This is a genomic window from Streptomyces sp. NPDC090106 (genome assembly GCF_044747265.1).
In the GTDB taxonomy this organism is placed as follows: Bacteria; Actinomycetota; Actinomycetes; order Streptomycetales; family Streptomycetaceae; genus Streptomyces.
Window position 1 is genome coordinate 151975 of the sequence record NZ_JBIVDS010000012.1, and the last position, 18383, is coordinate 170357.

16 protein-coding genes and 1 pseudogene are annotated in these 18383 nt (G+C 70.9%); 8 read left to right on the forward strand and 9 right to left on the reverse strand.

The window, feature by feature from the left end; all coding sequences use genetic code 11:
* Positions 1 to 73: 73 nt before the first annotated feature.
* Positions 74 to 451: a nuclear transport factor 2 family protein gene (locus ACIPSE_RS33730; protein WP_401670243.1), complete on the forward strand. Its 378-nt coding sequence runs from the start codon at positions 74 to 76 to the stop codon at positions 449 to 451.
* Between the two features lie 254 nt (positions 452 to 705).
* Here ACIPSE_RS33730 and ACIPSE_RS33735 read toward each other — a convergent pair whose 3' ends face one another.
* Positions 706 to 936: a hypothetical protein gene (locus ACIPSE_RS33735; RefSeq protein WP_401670620.1), complete on the reverse strand. Its 231-nt coding sequence runs from the start codon at positions 934 to 936 to the stop codon at positions 706 to 708.
* Here ACIPSE_RS33735 and ACIPSE_RS33740 point away from each other — a divergent pair.
* Positions 913 to 1812 (forward strand): helix-turn-helix transcriptional regulator, encoded by a 900-nt coding sequence (locus ACIPSE_RS33740; protein WP_401670606.1) that lies wholly within the window; start codon positions 913 to 915, stop codon positions 1810 to 1812. The two genes, ACIPSE_RS33735 and ACIPSE_RS33740, sit on opposite strands and share 24 nt — an antisense overlap.
* Before the next feature lie 74 nt (positions 1813 to 1886).
* Here ACIPSE_RS33740 and ACIPSE_RS33745 read toward each other — a convergent pair whose 3' ends face one another.
* A complete protein-coding gene (locus tag ACIPSE_RS33745; protein ID WP_401670245.1) occupies positions 1887 to 2321 on the reverse strand; it encodes a nuclear transport factor 2 family protein in 435 nt (144 codons plus the stop codon).
* A gap of 188 nt (positions 2322 to 2509) precedes the next feature.
* Here ACIPSE_RS33745 and ACIPSE_RS33750 point away from each other — a divergent pair, with 188 nt between their 5' ends.
* Positions 2510 to 3403, forward strand: a complete 894-nt coding sequence (locus ACIPSE_RS33750; RefSeq protein WP_401670247.1) for a helix-turn-helix transcriptional regulator — start codon at positions 2510 to 2512, stop codon at positions 3401 to 3403.
* Between the two features lie 84 nt (positions 3404 to 3487).
* On the opposite strand, the gene ACIPSE_RS33755 is transcribed toward ACIPSE_RS33750, so the two are convergent.
* Together ACIPSE_RS33755 and ACIPSE_RS33760 are read right to left on the reverse strand one after the other, a co-directional pair.
* Positions 3488 to 6733: an AfsR/SARP family transcriptional regulator gene (locus ACIPSE_RS33755; RefSeq protein WP_401670250.1), complete on the reverse strand. Its 3246-nt coding sequence runs from the start codon at positions 6731 to 6733 to the stop codon at positions 3488 to 3490.
* 344 nt (positions 6734 to 7077) lie between these two features.
* Positions 7078 to 8094 carry a LacI family DNA-binding transcriptional regulator gene (locus ACIPSE_RS33760; RefSeq protein ID WP_401670253.1) on the reverse strand — a complete coding sequence of 339 codons (1017 nt, stop codon included), beginning with the start codon at positions 8092 to 8094 and terminating at the stop codon, positions 7078 to 7080.
* A 284-nt stretch (positions 8095 to 8378) separates the two neighbouring features.
* On the opposite strand from ACIPSE_RS33760, the gene ACIPSE_RS33765 reads away from it, so the two are divergent.
* From ACIPSE_RS33765 to ACIPSE_RS33780, 4 genes are all read left to right on the forward strand, one after another.
* Positions 8379 to 9689 (forward strand): ABC transporter substrate-binding protein, encoded by a 1311-nt coding sequence (locus tag ACIPSE_RS33765; RefSeq protein ID WP_401670257.1) that lies wholly within the window; start codon positions 8379 to 8381, stop codon positions 9687 to 9689.
* A 101-nt stretch (positions 9690 to 9790) separates the two neighbouring features.
* A complete protein-coding gene (locus ACIPSE_RS33770; RefSeq protein ID WP_401670259.1) occupies positions 9791 to 10762 on the forward strand; it encodes a carbohydrate ABC transporter permease in 972 nt (323 codons plus the stop codon).
* A gap of 13 nt (positions 10763 to 10775) precedes the next feature.
* Positions 10776 to 11717 carry a carbohydrate ABC transporter permease gene (locus ACIPSE_RS33775; protein WP_401670261.1) on the forward strand — a complete coding sequence of 314 codons (942 nt, stop codon included), beginning with the start codon at positions 10776 to 10778 and terminating at the stop codon, positions 11715 to 11717.
* A 91-nt stretch (positions 11718 to 11808) separates the two neighbouring features.
* Positions 11809 to 13269 carry a GH1 family beta-glucosidase gene (locus ACIPSE_RS33780; RefSeq protein ID WP_401670264.1) on the forward strand — a complete coding sequence of 487 codons (1461 nt, stop codon included), beginning with the start codon at positions 11809 to 11811 and terminating at the stop codon, positions 13267 to 13269.
* 163 nt (positions 13270 to 13432) lie between these two features.
* Here the strand turns inward: ACIPSE_RS33780 and ACIPSE_RS33785 are convergent, their stop codons facing one another.
* From ACIPSE_RS33785 to ACIPSE_RS33800, 4 genes are all read right to left on the reverse strand, one after another.
* On the reverse strand, positions 13433 to 14077 hold the full coding sequence (locus tag ACIPSE_RS33785; RefSeq protein WP_401670266.1) for a response regulator: 645 nt from the start codon (positions 14075 to 14077) through the stop codon (positions 13433 to 13435).
* A gap of 4 nt (positions 14078 to 14081) precedes the next feature.
* On the reverse strand, positions 14082 to 15404 hold the full coding sequence (locus ACIPSE_RS33790) for a sensor histidine kinase (protein ID WP_401670268.1): 1323 nt from the start codon (positions 15402 to 15404) through the stop codon (positions 14082 to 14084).
* Between the two features lie 170 nt (positions 15405 to 15574).
* Positions 15575 to 16798, reverse strand: coding sequence for a hypothetical protein (locus tag ACIPSE_RS33795; protein ID WP_401670271.1), 1224 nt, complete (start codon positions 16796 to 16798; stop codon positions 15575 to 15577).
* 188 nt (positions 16799 to 16986) lie between these two features.
* Positions 16987 to 17217 (reverse strand): hypothetical protein, encoded by a 231-nt coding sequence (locus ACIPSE_RS33800; RefSeq protein ID WP_401670274.1) that lies wholly within the window; start codon positions 17215 to 17217, stop codon positions 16987 to 16989.
* A 269-nt stretch (positions 17218 to 17486) separates the two neighbouring features.
* Here ACIPSE_RS33800 and ACIPSE_RS33805 point away from each other — a divergent pair.
* Positions 17487 to 17906 (forward strand): annotated as a pseudogene (locus ACIPSE_RS33805) (4-hydroxy-2-oxovalerate aldolase); the annotation flags it as partial.
* Between the two features lie 55 nt (positions 17907 to 17961).
* On the opposite strand, the gene ACIPSE_RS33810 reads toward ACIPSE_RS33805, so the two are convergent.
* Entirely contained in the window at positions 17962 to 18147 is a 186-nt protein-coding gene (locus ACIPSE_RS33810) for a hypothetical protein (RefSeq protein ID WP_401670277.1), read from the reverse strand.
* Positions 18148 to 18383: the final 236 nt, after the last annotated feature.

Below are 18383 nucleotides of genomic sequence, written 5' to 3' on the forward strand. Positions count from 1 at the left end.
TGCAGCCCAGTGGTGCGTCGGCGGGCGCGGTGAGCGAGGGGGTGTTGTCAGTGGCGCCTGTCAGGATGCGGTCGTGGAGTCTTCGAGGGTCGTTGAAGCGTTGTGGGATCGGATGCAGGCCCGGGACTGGGCGGGGCTGGGTGAGTTGCTGGCCGACGACCTGGTCGTGGAGTGGCCGGTCAGCGGCGAGCGGATCGTGGGCCGCGCGAACTTCGTGAGCGTGAACGCGGAGTATCCGGAGGGGTGGTCGATCCGGGTGCTGCGGATCGTGGCGGAGGGCGAGTCGGTGGTCTCCGAGGTGGAGGTTCCCCATGAGGACATGGGCGTTCACCGGGTGGCGTCCTTCTGGACCGTCAGGGACGGCAGGATCGTGAGCGGGCGCGAGTACTGGAGCGAGCTGGGTGCGGATCCGTCGCCGGAATGGCGGGCTGTGTACGTGCAGCGGATGTAGCCGCTCGAACCCGATCCGCGAACTGCGGACTGCGCACTGCGGACTTCAGCCCGGCCGTCCAGCTTGTCGGCTACTGCGGCCAGGGGCTGCCGCGCGGGCGGTTCCGCGGGCGGGCAGCCGCCTTTCCCTGGCCCCGCGCAGGCGCGCACGCGGACACGGGCGTCGGCCCGCCAGTGCCTCCGCCGCGCGACGGAGGCACAAGGCGGGCCGGGCGCCGGCCGCGGGGCCTGGAGCCGAGCGAGATCGAGTCCGGGTCAGTCCCGCTCGGACGTCTGGTGTTCGCTGACCCAGCGAGCGAGGGCGATGAGGGTCTGTTCCGCGCTGGTGGCCATGTGGTCGCGCAGTCCTTCGACGTCCTCACGCGTCGTTCCCAGGACCGGCTGAAGCCGCAGCAGCTGCCAGGACTGCTCGACGACGGTTCCGGCTCCCTCCGCCCGGAACGTCCAGCGCCATCGGACGAGATCGTCCACGACGAAGGCGAACACGCTGCCGGGGACGCTCTCGACGACCTGCGAGCCCGGCTGCGCCCGGAGGACGTCGGGCTGCCGGACTACGGGGACCGGCGCCGGGTGCCGGGGCTCCGACGTGAGGAACTGGCGCTGCTGGCCGGAGTCAGCTCCTCCTACTACACGCGTCTCGAGCAGGGGCAGTCCGTGGGAGCGTCCCCCGAGGTGCTGGACGCTCTGGCCCAGGCCCTGCGGCTGGACGACGCCGAGCGCCGTCATCTGCATGACCTGGCCGGGAGCGTGAGACGGCGACCGGCCGTGCGCCGGCCGCCCGAGGAACACGTCGACGCCGCCACGCTCGAACTGCTGGAGGCGCTCGGTGACGTCCCGGCCCTGCTGAGCGGACGCCGGGGCGATGTGCTGGCGTGGAACCCCGTGGGTCACGCCCTCTTCGCCTCCCACCTCGACCCCTCGAGCCCGCAGGATCCCGGAAGCCGCCCCAACCTGGCCAGGCTGGTGTTCCTCGACGCCCACATCCGCGCGCTGTACACCGACTGGCCGGACAAGGCCAGGGCGGTCGTCCAGAACCTGCGCATGGTGGCCGGACGCCATCCCGACGACGGCCGGCTCACCTCACTGATCGGCGAACTGGCCATGGCCAGCAGCGACTTCGCCTCGATGTGGGCCGACCACGGGGTGCGTCCCTGCGACTCGGACGTGTACGACATGCACCACCCCCTGGTCGGTGCCCTCACCGTCACGCAGCAGAGCCTGCGGCCACCGCAGAACGGCGAGTTCCATCTGGTGCTCGCCACGGCTCCCCGCGACTCCGCCTCCCAGAGCGCCCTGCGCCTGCTCGCCCAGGTCGTGTCCGACGGCCGAGGCCCGCGACCGAAGCACACGACACGGAGCTGACGGCACGGGGCTGACGGTACGGAGATGACGGCACGGGGCTGACGGCATCGACCGTCCTGCGCGGGGCGTCGTGGTCAGCGGGTGCCCGCCTCGGCGCGCGAGTAGAACGCGGCGAGGTCGTGGGGGTTCTTGGTGTAGACGTCGATCTCGTGGACCGTGCCGTCCTGGACCTGGTGGATCTCGACCATGGTCAGCGGGAACTGTTCTCCTGTGCTGTGTGCCGTGAGCGTCCCGGTGAGCTTCCCGACGACGCCCGTGGGACCCTCGAAGACCTCGGCGTCGGTGAGGGCGACGCTCGCGTGGCCCATCATCGCGCCCAGCACCGACTGCACGAACACCTCGCGACCCTGGTGCACGCCTCCGTAGGGGAGCCCGCTCGGCTCGTCGACGATCACATCGGGGGCCAGCCGGGCCAGGACACCTGGCACGTCGCCCTTGCCCAGCGCGTCGTACAGCCCTCGTACGACATCCGCCGGGCTCTGCGTCACCGTCTCGGTCCGGTCACTCATGGTGTGTGCCCCTTTCAGGCTTGTCCAGGTACGCGGGCCCCTGCGGGACTCGGTACGTGAACGGTCGGGCCCCGAGTGGAACGGGGCAGGCACCATGCAACGGGAGACGGCCGTGACGGGGGAGTGCCTGCCGTGAGGGGTACTGGCAGGGACCCCCACGCGGCGCACGGCCTGCCTACCCTGTCCTCATGGACAACAGGGACGCGGTCAGCGCCTTCCTCCGCTCGCGGCGCGAGCGCATCACCCCCGAGCAGGCGGGTCTGCCCGTGTACGGACAGCGACGGGTGCCCGGACTGCGCAGGGGCGAGGTCGCCACGCTCGCCGGGGTGAGCGTCGAGTACTACACACGCCTGGAGCGCGGCAACCTCCAAGGGGTCTCCGACAGCGTCCTGGACGCCCTCGGCCGGGCTCTGCGGCTCGACGTCACCGAACGCATGTACCTCTACGACCTCGCCCGTGCCGCGGGACCGGCACCCCGGGCGCGGACCCGGCAGAAAGCGGCCCGGCCCACGGTGCGGCCGAGCGTGACGCGGATCGTCGAAGGCATGCCGCACCTGCCGGCGTACGTGATGAACAACCGCCTCGACGCACTGGCCGCCAACCCGCTGGGCCGGGCCCTGTACGCCCAGATGTACGCCGACCCGACCTGCGAGGCCAACGTCGCCCGGTTCGCGTTCCTCAACCCGGTAGCCCGAGCGTTCTACACCGACTGGGACCGCATGGCCCGCTTCGCCGTGGGCGCGCTGCGCGTGGAGGCGGGCAAGAACCCGTACGACCGGGAACTGTCGAACCTCATCGGTGAACTGTCCACCCGCAGCGACGCCTTCCGCGTGATGTGGGGATCCCACGACGTGCACGTCTTCCGCGACACCACCAAACGCCTCCACCACCCGCTCGTCGGCGACCTGGAACTCGACCAGGAGACCATGAGCCTGCCGGACGAGAGCGGTCTGAGCGTGGTCGTCTACAGCGCACCTCCGCGCACCGCCTCCGAGGACGGCCTGAAACTGCTCGCCAACTGGTCCGCCGGGCAGGAGCAGGACGCGGAATCCGTCGAGGAGCCCCCGGCCCGGCAGATCTGACGGTGGGCACGGGGCCCGGTGGGACGCAGGCCGTGCTGTGGCACGGCGCCCAGTGAGACAGAGGCCGCCGGGCGCACCGGCCCGTCACCGTGAAGTGTCCGCCTCCACCCCTGTCCCTCGCTCCGCCTCCCTCGTCGAGGCGAGCTTCCTCCTGACGTTCTCCGCGTCCGGCATCCCCAGCTCGGTGAAGAGCGTGAGCGCCCGCTCGTAGTGGCCGACGGCTGATCCGCTCGCGCCGAGCGCCCCATGCGCGTCGCCGAGTCCGCTGTGCGCACGGGCCTGGACGCCCCGGATGCCGGTGTCCTCGGCGATGCTCAGGGCGTCGGCGTAGTGGGTGAGGGCCTCCTCGGGCAGCCCGCAGGAGTTCACGGCCTCCCCGAGCCCGACGAGCGCCCGCGCCTCACCGTCCCGGTCGCCGTTCTGGCCGTAGATGGCGAGAGCCTCCCGGTGGAGCCCGGCGGCCCGTGTGTGCTCGCCCCGTCGGGTCAGCACCGTGCCCAGTCCGAGCAGCGCGCCCGCCTCGCCGTACCGGTCGCCGATCTCCCGGAACAGGTCCAGCGCCTGCTCCTGACGGGATCCGGCGGAGTCCAGCAGTCCGAGGCGCGTCTCGACCGTGCCGAGGTCGTTCAACGAGTGGGCGAGCAGGTACTGGTTGCCGATCCGGCGCAGCAACTCCAGCGCGTGCCGCAGGTGTTCGGCCGCCTGGACGTAACGCCCGCGCTGCCCCTCCACGCTGGCGAGGTTCTTCAGGACCATTGCCTCGCCCGACCGGTCGCCGACACCCCGGTACAGCACCAGCGCCTGTTCCAGGTACTCCACCGCCGACCGGAAACGGCCCAGCCGCTCCTCCACCAGGCTCAGGTTCACCAGCGCGCGGGCCTGTCCCACCGGGTCGTCGGCCTTCTGGAACAGGGCCAGAGCGGCCTGGAGATGGTCGCGGGCGGGCTCGTGCCGTGACAACTGCCAGTAGGCGGTGCCCAGTCCGAGCAGCGCGCGTGCCTCGCTCGCCAGGTCGCCGAGGGTCCGGGCGGCGTCCCGGGCGTGGCCGTGGATGGTGAGGCCGTCGGTGTGGTGGCTGCTGCTGAGGTAGCGGTACAGCACGGAGGAGAGAAGTACGGCGTGCCGGGGCCGGCCGTGCGCCACGGCGAACGCGGACATCGCCGTCAGACAGGTCCGTTCGGTGTTCAGCCACTCGCGCGCCGTGCCCGGGTCGGGCAGGTCCGGGAGCGTGGTGGGTGACTCCCTCACGGTGGGCCGCAGATGGGCTTCCGCCGGGTGCAGCCGGTCCATCGCCGCTGAGGCCGTGGCGAGGTAGTGGTCGAACAGCCGGTCCAGCGCGGCCTGGCAGGCGCCGGGTCCGTCCTCGGCCGCGGCGAGCCGGGCGGCGTAGGCGCGCAGCAGGTCGTGCATCCCGAACCGCGCCCGGCCCGTGGGCCCCGCCAGGTGCGCGCGGGTGAGCAGGTCGAGGGCGCGGCGGGCGTCGGCGGGAGTGGAGTCGGTCAGCGCCGCGGCGGCGTGGGCGTCGAGATCCAGGCCGGGATGCAGACCGATCAGCCGGAAGATGTGACGGGCGCCCTCCGGCAGCTGCCGCAGCGACCAGGAGAACACCGAGGCGACCGCCGCGCGCGGATCGCCGTCCGCGTCCAGCAGCTCCAACCTCCTTTGCTGGTCGGCGAGTTCGGCGACCAGGTCGGTGAGCGGGTCGGTGGGCCGGGAGGCGGCGAGTTCCGCGGCGACCCGCAGCGCCAGCGGCAGCCGGGCGCACTGCGCGGCGAGCAGGTCCACCGCCTCGGGCTCCGCCTCGGCGCGGGCACCGATCAGACGGCGCAGCAGGGCCGCGGCGGCCTCGGCGGGCAGCAGCTCCAGATGGAGACGCCGGGCGCCCTCCCGCGCGACCAGGCCCGCGAGCCGGTCCCTGCTGGTCACGAGCACCGCGCAGGAGGGTGTGCCGGGCAGCAGCGGGCGGACCTGCTCGACGGTGGCGGCGTTGTCCAGCACGATCAGCATGCGGCGGTCCGTGACCTCGGTGCGGTAGCGCGCGGCGCGGTCGTCGGTGTCCACCGGCACGTCCTGCGCCGGTACGCCGAGCGCGCTGAGGAACCGGGCCAGCGCGTCGGCGGCGGTCAGCGGCTGGTCGGGGTCGTAGCCGCGCAGGTTCACATACAACTGCCCGTCGGGGAACCGGTCCCGGACCCGGTGTGCCCAGTGCACGGCCAGTGCCGTCTTGCCCACCCCGGCCGTCCCGGACACGGCCGACACGACCACGGCGGAGGGCCGCTCCCCACCGGAGACCAGCAGGTTGTCCAGGTCGGCGAGTTCCGTCATGCGCCCGGTGAAATCGGCGATGTTCATCGGGAGTTGGGCGGGGACAACACGGGGTCTCGGCGGCGGTGCGGTGTCGAGGAGGCTGAGCGTGCCGGCCGTGGAGTCCGTTGCCGCGCCGGAGTCAGGGGTCTTGGCCGCCGGGACAGTGACCTGCCGACCTGGCCGTGCGGCGGAGTTCGTGGCGGGTCGCGGCTGCGGGGGAGTGGACCGGCCGCCCAGGAGGGCCAGATGTTCCTGGCGTGCCTCCGCCCCGGGCCGGGTCCCCAGCTCCTCGGCGAGCCGCTGACGTAACGCCGCGTAGCAGGTCAGCGCCTCGGGTGCGCGCCCGGCAGCCCGCAGTGCCCGCATCAGGGTGACGGTGAGAGGTTCGACCAGCGGATGCTCGGCGACCAGCACGGTGAGGGTGTCGACGACCGCCAGCGGTCCGCCGACCTCGAGTTCGGCCTCCGCCCATGCCGTCACGGCGTCCAGCCGCTGCCGTTGCCAGGCCTCGCGGGTGCGGGCCACCCAGTCCCCGGAGAGTCCGGCGAGCGGCTCGCCGTGCCACAGCCCCATCGCCTCACGCAGCGCCTCGAGCGCGAGCGCGCCGGTCTCCGAACCGCTGTCCGCCGTCGACTTCCTTGCCCGCGCGACCAGTTGCCGGAACCGGTGCACATCGACGAGGTGCGCCGGCACGTCGAGCCGGTAGCCGCCCGAACCCCGCAACAACGAGGGCGAGTTGCCATCCGTCGGGCTGCCACCCGCCGCCCCCGCGTTCACCAGCAGCGCGGGCCAGGCCTCCGCGACGACACGACGGATCCGGGCGACGTGCGCGTAGAGCGAGGCACGCACCCGGGCCGGGGGATCCTCCCCCCACACCCGGTCGATCAGCGTCTCGGCGGTGACCCACCGTCCCGCGTCCGCCAACAGCGCTGCCAGCACGGTCCGTTGCTTCGCCGGACCCAGATCCACCGATCGGCCCGACACCCATAACTCCACGGGTCCAAGCAGCCGAAAGCCCGTCACACCCGCACCCCTTAAGACCTCTCCCCGCACATCACCCAATCACCCACCCGGCCTCCCGAGCAAGATTTCCGCAAGGTTCCCGACCACCTCACAGGTGCAGAGTGATCACACCGGGCCACCAGGCAGCGCGGCTGCCGCGACGAACCGCCACCAACCGTCGCCCCACAGGCCCAGAGACGGACCGCACGCCCGTGAGCGACAGGGGTGCTCACGGACGTGCGGTCGATCGTCCCCTCGGTGCGGCAAGGCCCCGTGTGTCATCGACCGCGCGGCGGGGCCGGCGCCAACTCGGCAGGCCGGACAGCTCGGTTCACCGCCCTCACACCGGCAGCCCCCTCATCGACTCACGACGATTCGCGCACGACGAGCTCAGTAGGCAGCCTGACGCGCCTGCGCGCCGTCTCGGGGTCGTCGATCTCCTCCAGGAGGATGCGGGCGATCATGGCGCCGATCTCCTCGACGGGCTGGCGCACGGTGGTGAGGGGCGGATTGGTGTGCCGGGCGATGAAGGAGTCGTCGAACCCGACCACGGCCACGTCGTCGGGGACGCGCCTGCCCTGCCTGCGCAGCTCCGCCAGGGCCCCCGCCGCCATGACGTCCGAGGCGACGAACAAGGCGTCCAGCTCGGGGACCCGTTCAAGGAGTGAACGCATAGCCGCCTCGCCGCCCTCCTCGGTGAAGTCGGCCGAGGCCACGAGTCGGTCCGCGGCCTGGTGGCCCGCCTTCTCCAGGGCCTCACGCCAGCCCTGGAGGCGGCTGCGCCCCACCTCCATGTCGAGGGGTCCGCTGATCGTGGCGATGGTGCGCCGGCCCCTCGCGAGGAGGTGGTCGACGGCCGTCGCGGCCCCGCCCGAGTTGTCGGAGTGGACGTGACTGAGCGACTCGTCGGGGGAGCGGCGTCCGGCGAGCACCGTGGGCAGCCCCATGTCCTCCAGCAGCCCCGGCAGCGGGTCGTGCTCGTGCACGGAGACGAGGAGCACTCCGTCGACACGCCGTTCCGCGACCGACTTGGTGAGCTGGTCCCGCTCGGACTGGTCGCGGATCAGGACCAGTTGGAGCTGTGTGCGGGTCTCCGCGAGGGCGGTGCTGACACCGCGGATGACCGCCGAGAAGTAGGGCTCCGAGCCCAGTCTGCTCTCCGACTCGGGGATCACGAGGGCCACGGAGTTCGTCCGGCTCGTCACCAGCCCCCGGGCGACCGAGTTCGGGACGTAGTCCAGCTCGGCGATGGCGGCGAGGACGGCGGCCCTCGCCTTCTCGCTGACGAGCTCGGAGCCGTTGATGACTCGTGAAACCGTGGTGCGTCCGACGCCCGCGCGCGCGGCCACGGTGATGATGGTCGGGCGTTGCCTTTCCCCCATGACGCCTCCCTCGCTCGGCGATGCCTGGACGGCTTCCACCTGCGCATTGTGCCAGACCTGAGGAGAGCTCCCGCCGGCCCCGGGCAGGGGGCCGCGACATCTTTCCGCAACGAAGTGGATTCAACTTCTTGACAGAGGCCTTTCGTGGCGGCCAGGCTGCGGGCTCCCGGGTGGGTACGTTCCCATCGCCGATTGGGAACGTACCCACCGAACAAATCGTGCCTTGTGGAGCGGACCGCAGGGTGCGAACTCCGGTGCGTCAGCGCCGCCGCTAGGAGGATGAAATGGACAAGTTCCGAAGCGCCTTGCGTACGAAAGTCGTGGCCGCCGTGTCGGTCGCCTCGGCTCTCGGACTGATCGTGGGCTGCGGTGGCAGCGACGGGGGGACCGGTGGGGGCAAGAAGGACGGCAAGGTCACCATCACCATGGGGCTCTTCGGTGTCATGGGCTTCAAGGAGACCGGCCTGCTCGACAAGTACATGAAGGAGCACCCGAACGTCGTCATCAAGGCGGACGTCGCGGGCGACGAACAGACCTACTACACCGCCCTCCAGACCCACTTGGCCGCGGGCAGCGGACTCAAGGACATCCAGGGCATAGAGATTGGTAGGGCCAAGGAACTGTCCGACACCCAGCAGGACAAGTTCGTCGACCTCGCCGGAGTGGCCGGCACCGACCACTTCCTGCCGTGGAAGCAGAGCCAGGTCACCACCGCCGACAAGAAGGTCATCGGCCTCGGCACCGACATCGGCCCCATGGCGGTCTGTTACCGCAAGGACCTCTTCGAGCAGGCCGGCCTGCCCACCGACCGCGACGAGGTCGCCAAGCTGTGGGAGGGGGACTGGTCGAAGTACGTCGACGCGGGCAAGCGCTTCAAGAAGGACTCGAAGGACGACAAGGTCGCCTTCATGGACAGCTCCAGCGGGCTCTTCAACGCCATGATCTACGGCAGCTCCCAGCAGTTCTACGACAAGCAGGGCAAGCTGATCTACGCCACCAACCCCGTCGTGACGGACGCGTGGAAGCTGGCCTCCGAAGCCGCCACCTCCGATCTGACCGCCAAGCTCCGCCAGTTCCAGCCCGGTTGGGACCCCGGCCTGGCCAACAGCACCTTCGCCAGCACCGTCTGCCCGGCGTGGATGCTCGCGCACATCAGCGAGAAGGCCGGACCGGCGAACAAGGGCAAGTGGGATGTCGCCAAGGCGCCGAAGGGTGCCAACTGGGGCGGGTCCTTCCTCGGGGTGATGGAGAAGAGCCCCGTGAAGAAGGAGGCACAGGACCTCGTCGCCTGGCTCACCGCCCCCGAGCAGCAGGCCTACCTCTTCGAGAAGATCGGCAACTTCCCCTCGTCGCAGACCGCGTTGGAGATGCCCGAAGTCGTCGACGCCACTTCCGACTACTTCAACGGCGCGCCCATCGGCCAGATCTTCGGCGCCGCGGCCAAGGAGATCCCCGACGAGCAGGTGCTGGGCCGCAAGGACGGCACCATCAAGGACATCTTCTCCCAGGGCCTGACCTTGATCGAGGCGCAGAACAAGAGCCCGAACGAGGCCTGGAAGACCACTGACGAGCGCATCGAGAAGGCCGCCGGCTGACCTGGAGTCCCTGTCCGCCGTAGCCCGGCGACCCGCGCGTGGCCCGTACGGGTCGCCGGGCCCCTGCCCCCTCTCCACCTCTCCAGGAAGGACGCCTTCCGGTGGCCATCTCCACCTCCACACCCCCCGAAGGCGCGCCCGGCATCGGAGCGGAGCGCCAGCGGCGCCGTACGCTGCTGCACCGCCTCGACGTCCGGGGCGCCCCGTACGCCTTCGTCGCCCCGTTCTTCGTCGTGTTCGCCGCCTTCAGCTTCTACCCGCTCGTCTACACGTCGTGGATCTCGCTGCACCGCGTCGAACTGTCGACCCTGAGCCTCATGGAGTGGGTCGGCTTCGACAACTACACGGCGCTGTGGGAGGACGACCGGTTCTGGAACGCGCTGCTCAACACCTTCACCATCGGCGTCCTGTCGACCGTGCCGCAGCTGCTGATGGCGCTCGGGCTGGCGCACCTGCTCAACTACCGGATGCGCGGCTCGACGTTCTTCCGTGTCGCCGCGCTGACGCCGTACGCCACGTCGGTCGGTGCCGCGGCCCTCGTGTTCACGATGCTCTTCGAGCGCGACTTCGGCATGATCAACTGGGTGCTGAGCCTCTTCGGTGTCGACAACCTCGATTGGGAGAACAACAAGTGGGCCGCCCAGACGGCGATCTCCTCGATCGTGATCTGGCGCTGGACCGGCTACAACGCACTGCTCTACCTCGCCGCCATGCAGGCGATCCCGCGCGACCGCTACGAGGCCGCGGCGATCGACGGCGCCTCGCGGTGGCAGCAGTTCCTCAAGGTCACCGTCCCCGGCATCCGTTCCACCATCGTGTTCACCATCGTCCTGTCCACGATCGGCGCCACGCAGCTCTTCGGTGAGCCCCTGATCTTCGGCCAGGGGCCGAACGGCATCACCGGGGGAGCCGACAACCAGTACCAGACGCTGGGTCTGCTGCTGTACGAGGAGGGCTGGAAGAACTACCAGATGGGGCGGGCCGCCACGGTCGCCTGGGCGATGTTCCTGCTGCTCATCATCATGTTCGTCGTCCAACGAATCGTCAGGCGCTTCCTCGCGCGCAGGACCTGACCGGGAGATCCCCATGACCACAGACAGCATCCCGGTCCGGGCGACGGACACCCGCTCCGGCACCGCGCGCACGACCCGCAAGGCCACCCCGCCCGGTCAACGGCGCACCCGGCTGTTCCGGCACCCGGGCGCCGGACGCCAGCACCACGCGGGACCCCTCGCCTACATTCTGCTGGGGCTCGCCGCGCTGGTCTCACTGTTCCCGCTGTACTGGACGATGGTGGCGGCCTCGACCGACAACACGCGCGTCACCCAGACACCCCCGCCCTTCCTGCCGGGACCCCATCTGCTGGAGAACCTCGGCAAGGCATGGCAGGACGCCGCGCTCGGCAAGGCCATGCTCAACAGCCTGATCGTGGCCGGAGCGATCGCCCTGTCCACCGTCCTGTTCGCCACCCTCGCCGGCTTCGCGTTCGCCAAACTCCGCTTCAAGGGCCGCAACATCCTGCTGATGCTCGTGATCGGCACGATGATGGTGCCGCCCCAACTGGGCGTCGTACCGCTGTTCATGATGATGACGGAACTGGGCTGGGGCCAGAAGCTGCCCGCCGTCATCTTCCCCACCCTCGTCAGCGCCGTCGGCGTGTTCTTCATGCGGCAGTATCTGTCCGAGGCGTTGCCCGACGAACTCGTCGAGGCCGGACGGGTGGACGGTGCGCACTCGCTGCGCATCTTCTGGAGCATCGTGCTGCCGATCGCCCGGCCGCCCATGGCCGTCCTCTTCATGATCACGTTCGTGCACGCCTGGAACGACTTCTTCTGGCCCTTCATCGTGCTCGACATGACCAACCCGACGGTGCCCGTCGCCCTCACCCAGCTCAGCGCGGGCTACGTACGCGACCAGTCGCTGATCATGGCGGGCGCACTGCTCGGCACCCTGCCCCTGCTCGCCCTCTTCGTCGTCTTCGGCCGGCAGATCGTCGGCGGCATCATGCAGGGGGCGGTCAAGGGATGAACGCCGCGCCGTCGCCCCGTTGCCGCGGTCCGTCAACTCCCGTGCCCCACCGTACTTTCGACTTCCCCGAACATGATCTGGAAGGACCCACGTGAGCACCGCAATCCGACGCGTCGCGCCCGCTCCGCAGCACATCGACGCCCGCACCTTTCCGCCGGGATTCACCTGGGGCACCGCGACCGCCGCATACCAGATCGAGGGTGCCGCCTCCCTCGACGGACGCACTCCCTCGATCTGGGACACCTACTCGCACACGCCCGGCAAGGTGCGCAACGGTGACACCGGTGACGTCGCCACCGACCACTACCACCGCTGGCGCGAGGACGTCGAGATCATGGCGGACCTCGGAGTGAGCGCGTACCGGTTCTCGCTGTCCTGGTCGCGCGTCCAGCCCACCGGCCGCGGCCCGGCCGTCGAAAGGGGGCTCGACTTCTACCGAGCGCTGACCGACGCACTGCTGGAGAAGGGCATCGAACCGGTGGTCACCCTCTACCACTGGGACCTGCCGCAGGAGTTGGAGGACGCCGGCGGCTGGCCGGAGCGCGCCACCGCCGACCGGTTCGCCGACTACGCGACCCTCGCGGCCCGGGCCCTGGGAGACCGGGTGAAGACCTGGATCACCCTCAACGAGCCCTGGTGCAGCGCCTTCCTCGGATACGGCTCAGGTGTCCACGCGCCCGGCCGCACCGACCCGGTCGCCGCCCTGCGCGCGGCCCACCACCTCAACCTCGCCCACGGCAAGGCCGTACAGGCACTGCGCGCCGAACTGCCCGCCCGCGCGGAGACGTCCATCACGCTCAACATCCACCACGTCCGCCCGCTGACCGAGTCGGCCGAGGACCTCGACGCGGCACGGCGGATCGACGCGCTGGCCAACCGCGTCTTCACCGGCCCCCTGCTCCAAGGCCAGTACCCCCAGGACCTCCTCCAGGACACGGCGAGCCTCACCGACTGGTCCTTCGTGCGGGACGGCGACACCGCCACCATCCACCAGCCGCTCGACTTCCTGGGCGTCAACTACTACACGCCCACGGTCGTCTCCGCGGCCACCGGCGAGGCCAGCCACGGCTCCGACGGTCACGGCGCGAGCGAGCACAGCCCCTGGCCCGGCGCCGACGCCGTCGCCTTCCACCGCCCGCCGGGCAGCACCACCGCGATGGGCTGGGCGGTCGACCCCACCGGTCTGTACGACCTGCTCACCCGTCTCAAGGCCGATTTCCCCGCGCTGCCCCTGATGATCACCGAGAACGGGGCCGCGTTCGACGACTACGTGAACCCGGAGGGCGAGGTCGCCGACCCCGAACGCATCGCCTACCTCCACGGCCACCTGTCCGCCGTGCACCAGGCGATCAAGGCCGGCGTCGACGTCCGGGGCTACTTCCTGTGGTCCCTGCTGGACAACTTCGAGTGGGGGTACGGCTACAGCAAGCGCTTCGGAGCGGTCTACGTCGACTACCCGACCGGCAAGCGCATCCCCAAGTCCAGCGCGCGCTGGTACGCCGACGTGACCCGGACGGGCAGTCTGCCGGAGGAGGGCGGCTGGAAGCGGTGAGCGGGGGAGGCCGTGCGGCCTCCTGATGCGACCAAGGCCGCCTCGTCATCGGATCACGATGACGGCCCCGTGCCCCGGGCCCTGCGTCTGGGGCCGGGGCCGGGCCGGGGAAGGCGATGGGTCAGAGGCCCGCACGGTGCGACTGCGAGTGTCCGGTCGTACGTCAGTCGAGCAGCCCCGCCGTCTGTGCCAGTACCGCCGCCTGGACGCGGTTGGTGCAGTCGGTACGGGTGAGGATGCTGCTGATGTGGGCCTTGACCGTGCCGGAGCTCAGGTGGAGCCGGGTGGCGATCTCGGCGTTGGAGAGGCCGGTGCCCAGCAGCCGCAGGACGTCCCGTTCTGTCGGTGTGAGGTTCGCGATCCGACGTGAGGCGACGTCGCTGCCCTGCCCCGACTTGGCCCGGAAGTCGACGAGTTGGCGGGTGACCTGCGGGGCGAGCACGGGTTCTCCGGCTGCGGCGCGGCGTACGGCGTCGATGAGGTCGTGGGGGCCGGTGTCCTTGAGGAGGTAGCCGTGGGCTCCGGCGCGCAGGGCGCTGGTGACGGTCGCCTCCTCGCCGAAGGCCGTCAGCATGACCGCTCGGGTGCGGGGCGAGTGACGGGCGATCTCGGTGACCGCGCTGATGCCGTTGCCGGGCATACGGATGTCGAGGAGGGCGACGTCGACGGTATGGACGCGGCAGGCCTCGACGGCCTCGCGGGCGTTCTGCGCCTCGGCGACGATACGGATCTCGTCGTCGTTCTCCAGGATCAGACGGACCCCGGCGCGCATCAGCGCCTCGTTGTCGGCGATCAGGACTCGGATCATCGGCTCAGTGTAGAAGCGCCAAGATCAGCAGGGCGACGCTGCCGCCGATCGTCGGCAGCAGCACCAGCAGCGCCGCGCAGCCGCCTCCCAGCAGGCGGGGCCAGGTGAGGACCTCCGTGGACAGCGGTGGCCGGGAGCCCGCCCCGTCGGACAGCGGCTTGGGCGAAGTGGCGTACGCGGACGGCGCGTCGGGCCGGACGGGTATGCGGGCGCAGAGGGCGAAGCCCCCTTCCGGGCGTGGTCCGGCGTGGAGGGAACCCCCGAGCAGGCCGATCCTCTCCTGGAGGCCGACGAGCCCACTGCGGTTCCCGTCCCCGGGTGAACAGGGCACGGGCGGGGCGTCGTTGACGACCGAGACCACCACCGTGTCCCCTTCGCCGTGGAGCGTCACACGGACCGGTGCGCCGGGCGCGTGCTTCAGCGCGTTGGCCAGCCCTTCGCGGGTCACCCGGTGGACGGCCTGCCGGGTACGGGCGTCCGCCTCCATCGACTCGGTCGCGTTCCAGTGGAGTTCGGCGTCGGCCCCCGCGTTCCGGGAATCCGCGACCAGGGCCGCGAGGTCCTCGCGGGTTCCCCGCTCGCCGCTGTCCTTGTCGGACCGGTGACGGAGGACGCCGAGGATGCCGCGCAGTTCGTCCATGGCCGTTCCGGCGGTGGTGTGCAGCAGTTCGGCCTGGGCGGCCAGTTGGGGTGCCTGTCGCTCGGCGGCTAGCTGAAGGGCGCCCGCGTGCACGGATATGAGGCCGATGCGGTGCCCGAGCAGATCGTGCATCTCGGCGGCGATGCGCGCCCGTTCCTCCATGCGGGCCGCCTCGTCGTTGAGGAGACGAGCCTGTTCGAGGTAGGCGTTGCGTTCCCGCAGCAGCCTCGTCAGCGGGCGGCGACGCCCCATCATCACGCCGGACAGCGCGGGCAGCAGGATGAACAGCGCGGTCGCGCCGGCTCCGACGACCAGGTACCGCATGGCCGGGAGCCCGCTGAGGGACTGGGCGGCGATCGACAGGAGCACCGCTCCGGCACCGCTCGCCCCGATCACACCCCAGGCGCGACGCAGGGGAGCGACGCGACGCATCGCGGACCACACGACGCACGGCACCACCACCATCGCCCACACGTTGTCCCCGGCGATCACCGGCACGCAGCCGAGCACCGTGAGGGCCGGGTACATCCGCCGCGCGGGCACGAGCAGTGCCGTCCACACCCCGAGCAGCGTCACCACGACCGGATGCGCGGGCGGAATCAGCGGAACCGGCGCCAGCGAGCACAGCAGGACCAGACAGGCGAGTACGGACTCGGTCACGACCGTGCGCCGGGGTGCGGCGCGCACCGCCCTCCGGATCGCGTCGGCCTCGCGGCGCGCGCCTGTGTGCAGTAGTGCTGCCGGATTCACGTTTCCTCTCTCTGGACGCCGTTCTCAAGGGCGTCTCTCGTCATACGTGTCGGCGGACCGCGGTGGACACAGGTACGGGTGCGGACACAGGCACGGGTGCAGGTGTGTCAGGGTGTCGGTGCCGCTCCGCCCGGGAACCGGAGCACCGGCTCCGCCCGCAGCCCGGCGATGTCCGCTCCGCTCTCGGTCAGCACGCGTTCGATCTCCGCCGCGGACTCCGCATCCGTCCCCTTGTCCAGCAGCGCGGCCAGCAGGTGGGTCGTACCGACCGTGGGCGAGCCCTGAGCGGCGGCGGTGAACTGGGCGACGTGCAGGAGCCGTCGCTCGAAGTCGGCGTGGGCGTGCACCTCCTGGGGCTCCTTCCGCGTCACCCCGGCGGTCGGAAGCAGTACCTGGGCGACAGCATCCTGTCGTACGCCGTGCCGACGCAGGAGCGCGGCCCCCTGGTTCGCCTCCGTCAGCGTCGCGGGCAGCTCACGGCCCGCGACGGTCAACGACCGCTCCAGCGCCAGAATGCCCAGCAGCACATCGACGGGCTCGACCTCCGACGCCCCCCGCCGCGCCGCCCCCCGTGGTGCCTCGATCCGCACCGCACCCACGACCGCGGAACCGAACCCGGCGCCGCCCCCGAATATCCAGGCGGTGAACTTCCGGGTCAGCGGATTGCCGCTCTTGCCGAACGTCCCCGCCTTGCGCAGGATCATCACCGAGTTGGGCTCGGGGACTTCGTCGCCGCCCCGCAGCGCGTCGAGCGCCGTAGAGGCAGCCGGGACATCGACCCTCTCCAGCACCATGGCCTCGCGGGCCCGTGTATCGGGCAGCCCGACCAGTGCGCGCGCCACATGCCGGACGCGCACGGAGACGGTGCCCTCCTCCCGCGCGGCCTCCAGGGCCTTGCGCAGGCAGGCCCGCAACGCCCCCGTCATCGGCGGCAGTTCACGGTGTTCGGGCTCCTGCCCCGGTTCCTCCTTCTGTCTCTTCCCGCGCAGCCTCTTGAGTTCCTCCAGCCGGACCTCCCGCAGGAACGCGTCGATCTCCTGCTCGTCGGCCGGGCTGCCCGTCGTGCCGTCCCCCGCGTCCTCGCTGACCCACACGGATGTGCCCCGGGAGCCGATCGCACCACCGAGCGAGCCGGAGGCCCTCATCCCGGGTGCGATCGCGGAACCCGCGGCCCAGTCACCCGACACGAGCGCGTACAGCAGGCTCTCCGTACCGACGTCCTCGCGTTCCTGCCTGTCGACCGTGCGCATCGCCTCCAGCACGAGCTTGACGACGTCCTTCTCGAACTCGGTGGTCATGCCGGTGTCGTGGTCGGACATTCGCTGATCCATCGGGGTGTCTCCCTCTCGGTGGTGTCACCTGCCGAGAAGGACGCTAGCCCGCGATCTCCGGCCTGCCGTCTGCCGACCGGCCATACCTCCCGGCCGACTGGCCATGCCTCGGGTCCGACCTGCCATGCCGCCCGGCCGATCGGTCATGCCTCACGTCCGATCGGCCCGGATCTTCCGTGCCGCGGTCCTCAGTCCGTTCCGGGCTGGACGAGTTTGAACGCCACTCTCGCGGCGGCACTGGAGGAGAGGGCGGTGTCGATGCAGAAGGAGCGGAAGTCGTCCAGGACGTCCAACGGGCTGCGACCGGCGTCGGCGGCGATGGTGATGGCCATCCGGTGGGAGGCGTACGGCACGAATCCACCGGCGTGACCGAGGATGAACCTGATGCGGGGGAACCGCCGGATCACGCCGTTGCGCACCAGGAGATAGGCGGCGCGGGTGGTGTCGAGGAGGAAGTCGGCGGCGAAGGGCGGTATGCGTCGACCGCGGGAACCGGGAGTTCGGCGGGGTGGACGAACACCACCGCGCCGCGTTCGTCCAGCGTGTGCCACAACTCGTCCTGGCCGGAAGCTCCCAGGTACCCGCCCGCGTTGTTGGCGAGGAGGGTGACGCCGTCGGCGCCCGCTGGGTCCAAGGCATGCGCCGCTTCTCGGGCCGCTGCCGCGCTGTCCGGGAGTGGCACGGTGGCGACCTCGGCCTGGGCGTCGCCAACTCCGTCGTCGCCGTGGAGAACGGCGTCACCCGGGTCGACGCCTCCCTCGCGGGCCAGGGCGCGGGCGCCCGCAACTGCCCCCTGGAGGCGTTCATCGCGGTCGCCGACCTGATGGGCTGGGAGCACGGCTGCGAGCTGTTCCCCCTCATGGACGCCGCCGACGACATCGTGCGCCCGCTCCAGGACCGCGAGGTCCGCGTCGACCGGGAGACCCTCACCCTCGGCTACGCGGGCGTCTACTCCAGCTTCCTGCGCCATGCCGAGGCCGCCGCACGACGGCACGGGGTCGACACCCGGACGATCCTGGTGGAGGCGGGCCGACGCGGCATGGTCGGCGGCCAGGAGGACGTGATCATCGACATCGCCCTCGACCTGGCGACGGGGGCCACGACCTGACCGGGCCTCGGGGCATCGGGTCCCGAGGCCAAGGGCGTGGACACGAGGAGCGCTTCTATTCCAGGTCGGCGCCGGGCCTGGAGACCTCGTAGCCGGTCGGCGCGAGCTTCATGACCACGTGCTCCAGGTGGCCGGGCTCCACGGCCAGGCGTACGCCGCCCTCGCCGGAGACGCACTCCACGATCAACATGCGGTAGTGCATCCGGTTCCGCTCCCGGCCCTCGGTCTTACGGATTCTCACTATGCGTGCGTCCGCGGGCAGGTTCCGGCCGCGGGAGTTGGACGGATGGGGCTCCCACGACCAAGTGCCCCTCTCGATCACGAAGGTGCCACGCTCCCAGCGATCGGATCCCTCCGGACAGATCCGGCAAGTGATCGTGACGCGCCGGCCATCGATGAAACGGGCGGTGAGTCTGTCCTGCCGACCGTGCAGAATCCAGGCGGACATCACGACACCGAAGGAGAACCAGATGACGA

What these genes read in the sequence shown, in the direction of transcription:
- ACIPSE_RS33795 (WP_401670271.1), bottom strand. Translation starts at nt 16,798, where the DNA reads ATGGATCAGCGAATGTCCGACCACGACACCGGCATGACCACCGAGTTC.
- ACIPSE_RS33765 (WP_401670257.1), top strand. Translation starts at nt 8,379, where the DNA reads ATGGACAAGTTCCGAAGCGCCTTGCGTACGAAAGTCGTGGCCGCCGTG.
- ACIPSE_RS33745 (WP_401670245.1), bottom strand. Translation starts at nt 2,321, where the DNA reads ATGAGTGACCGGACCGAGACGGTGACGCAGAGCCCGGCGGATGTCGTA.
- ACIPSE_RS33750 (WP_401670247.1), top strand. Translation starts at nt 2,510, where the DNA reads ATGGACAACAGGGACGCGGTCAGCGCCTTCCTCCGCTCGCGGCGCGAG.
- ACIPSE_RS33785 (WP_401670266.1), bottom strand. Translation starts at nt 14,077, where the DNA reads ATGATCCGAGTCCTGATCGCCGACAACGAGGCGCTGATGCGCGCCGGG.
- ACIPSE_RS33760 (WP_401670253.1), bottom strand. Translation starts at nt 8,094, where the DNA reads ATGGGGGAAAGGCAACGCCCGACCATCATCACCGTGGCCGCGCGCGCG.
- ACIPSE_RS33775 (WP_401670261.1), top strand. Translation starts at nt 10,776, where the DNA reads ATGACCACAGACAGCATCCCGGTCCGGGCGACGGACACCCGCTCCGGC.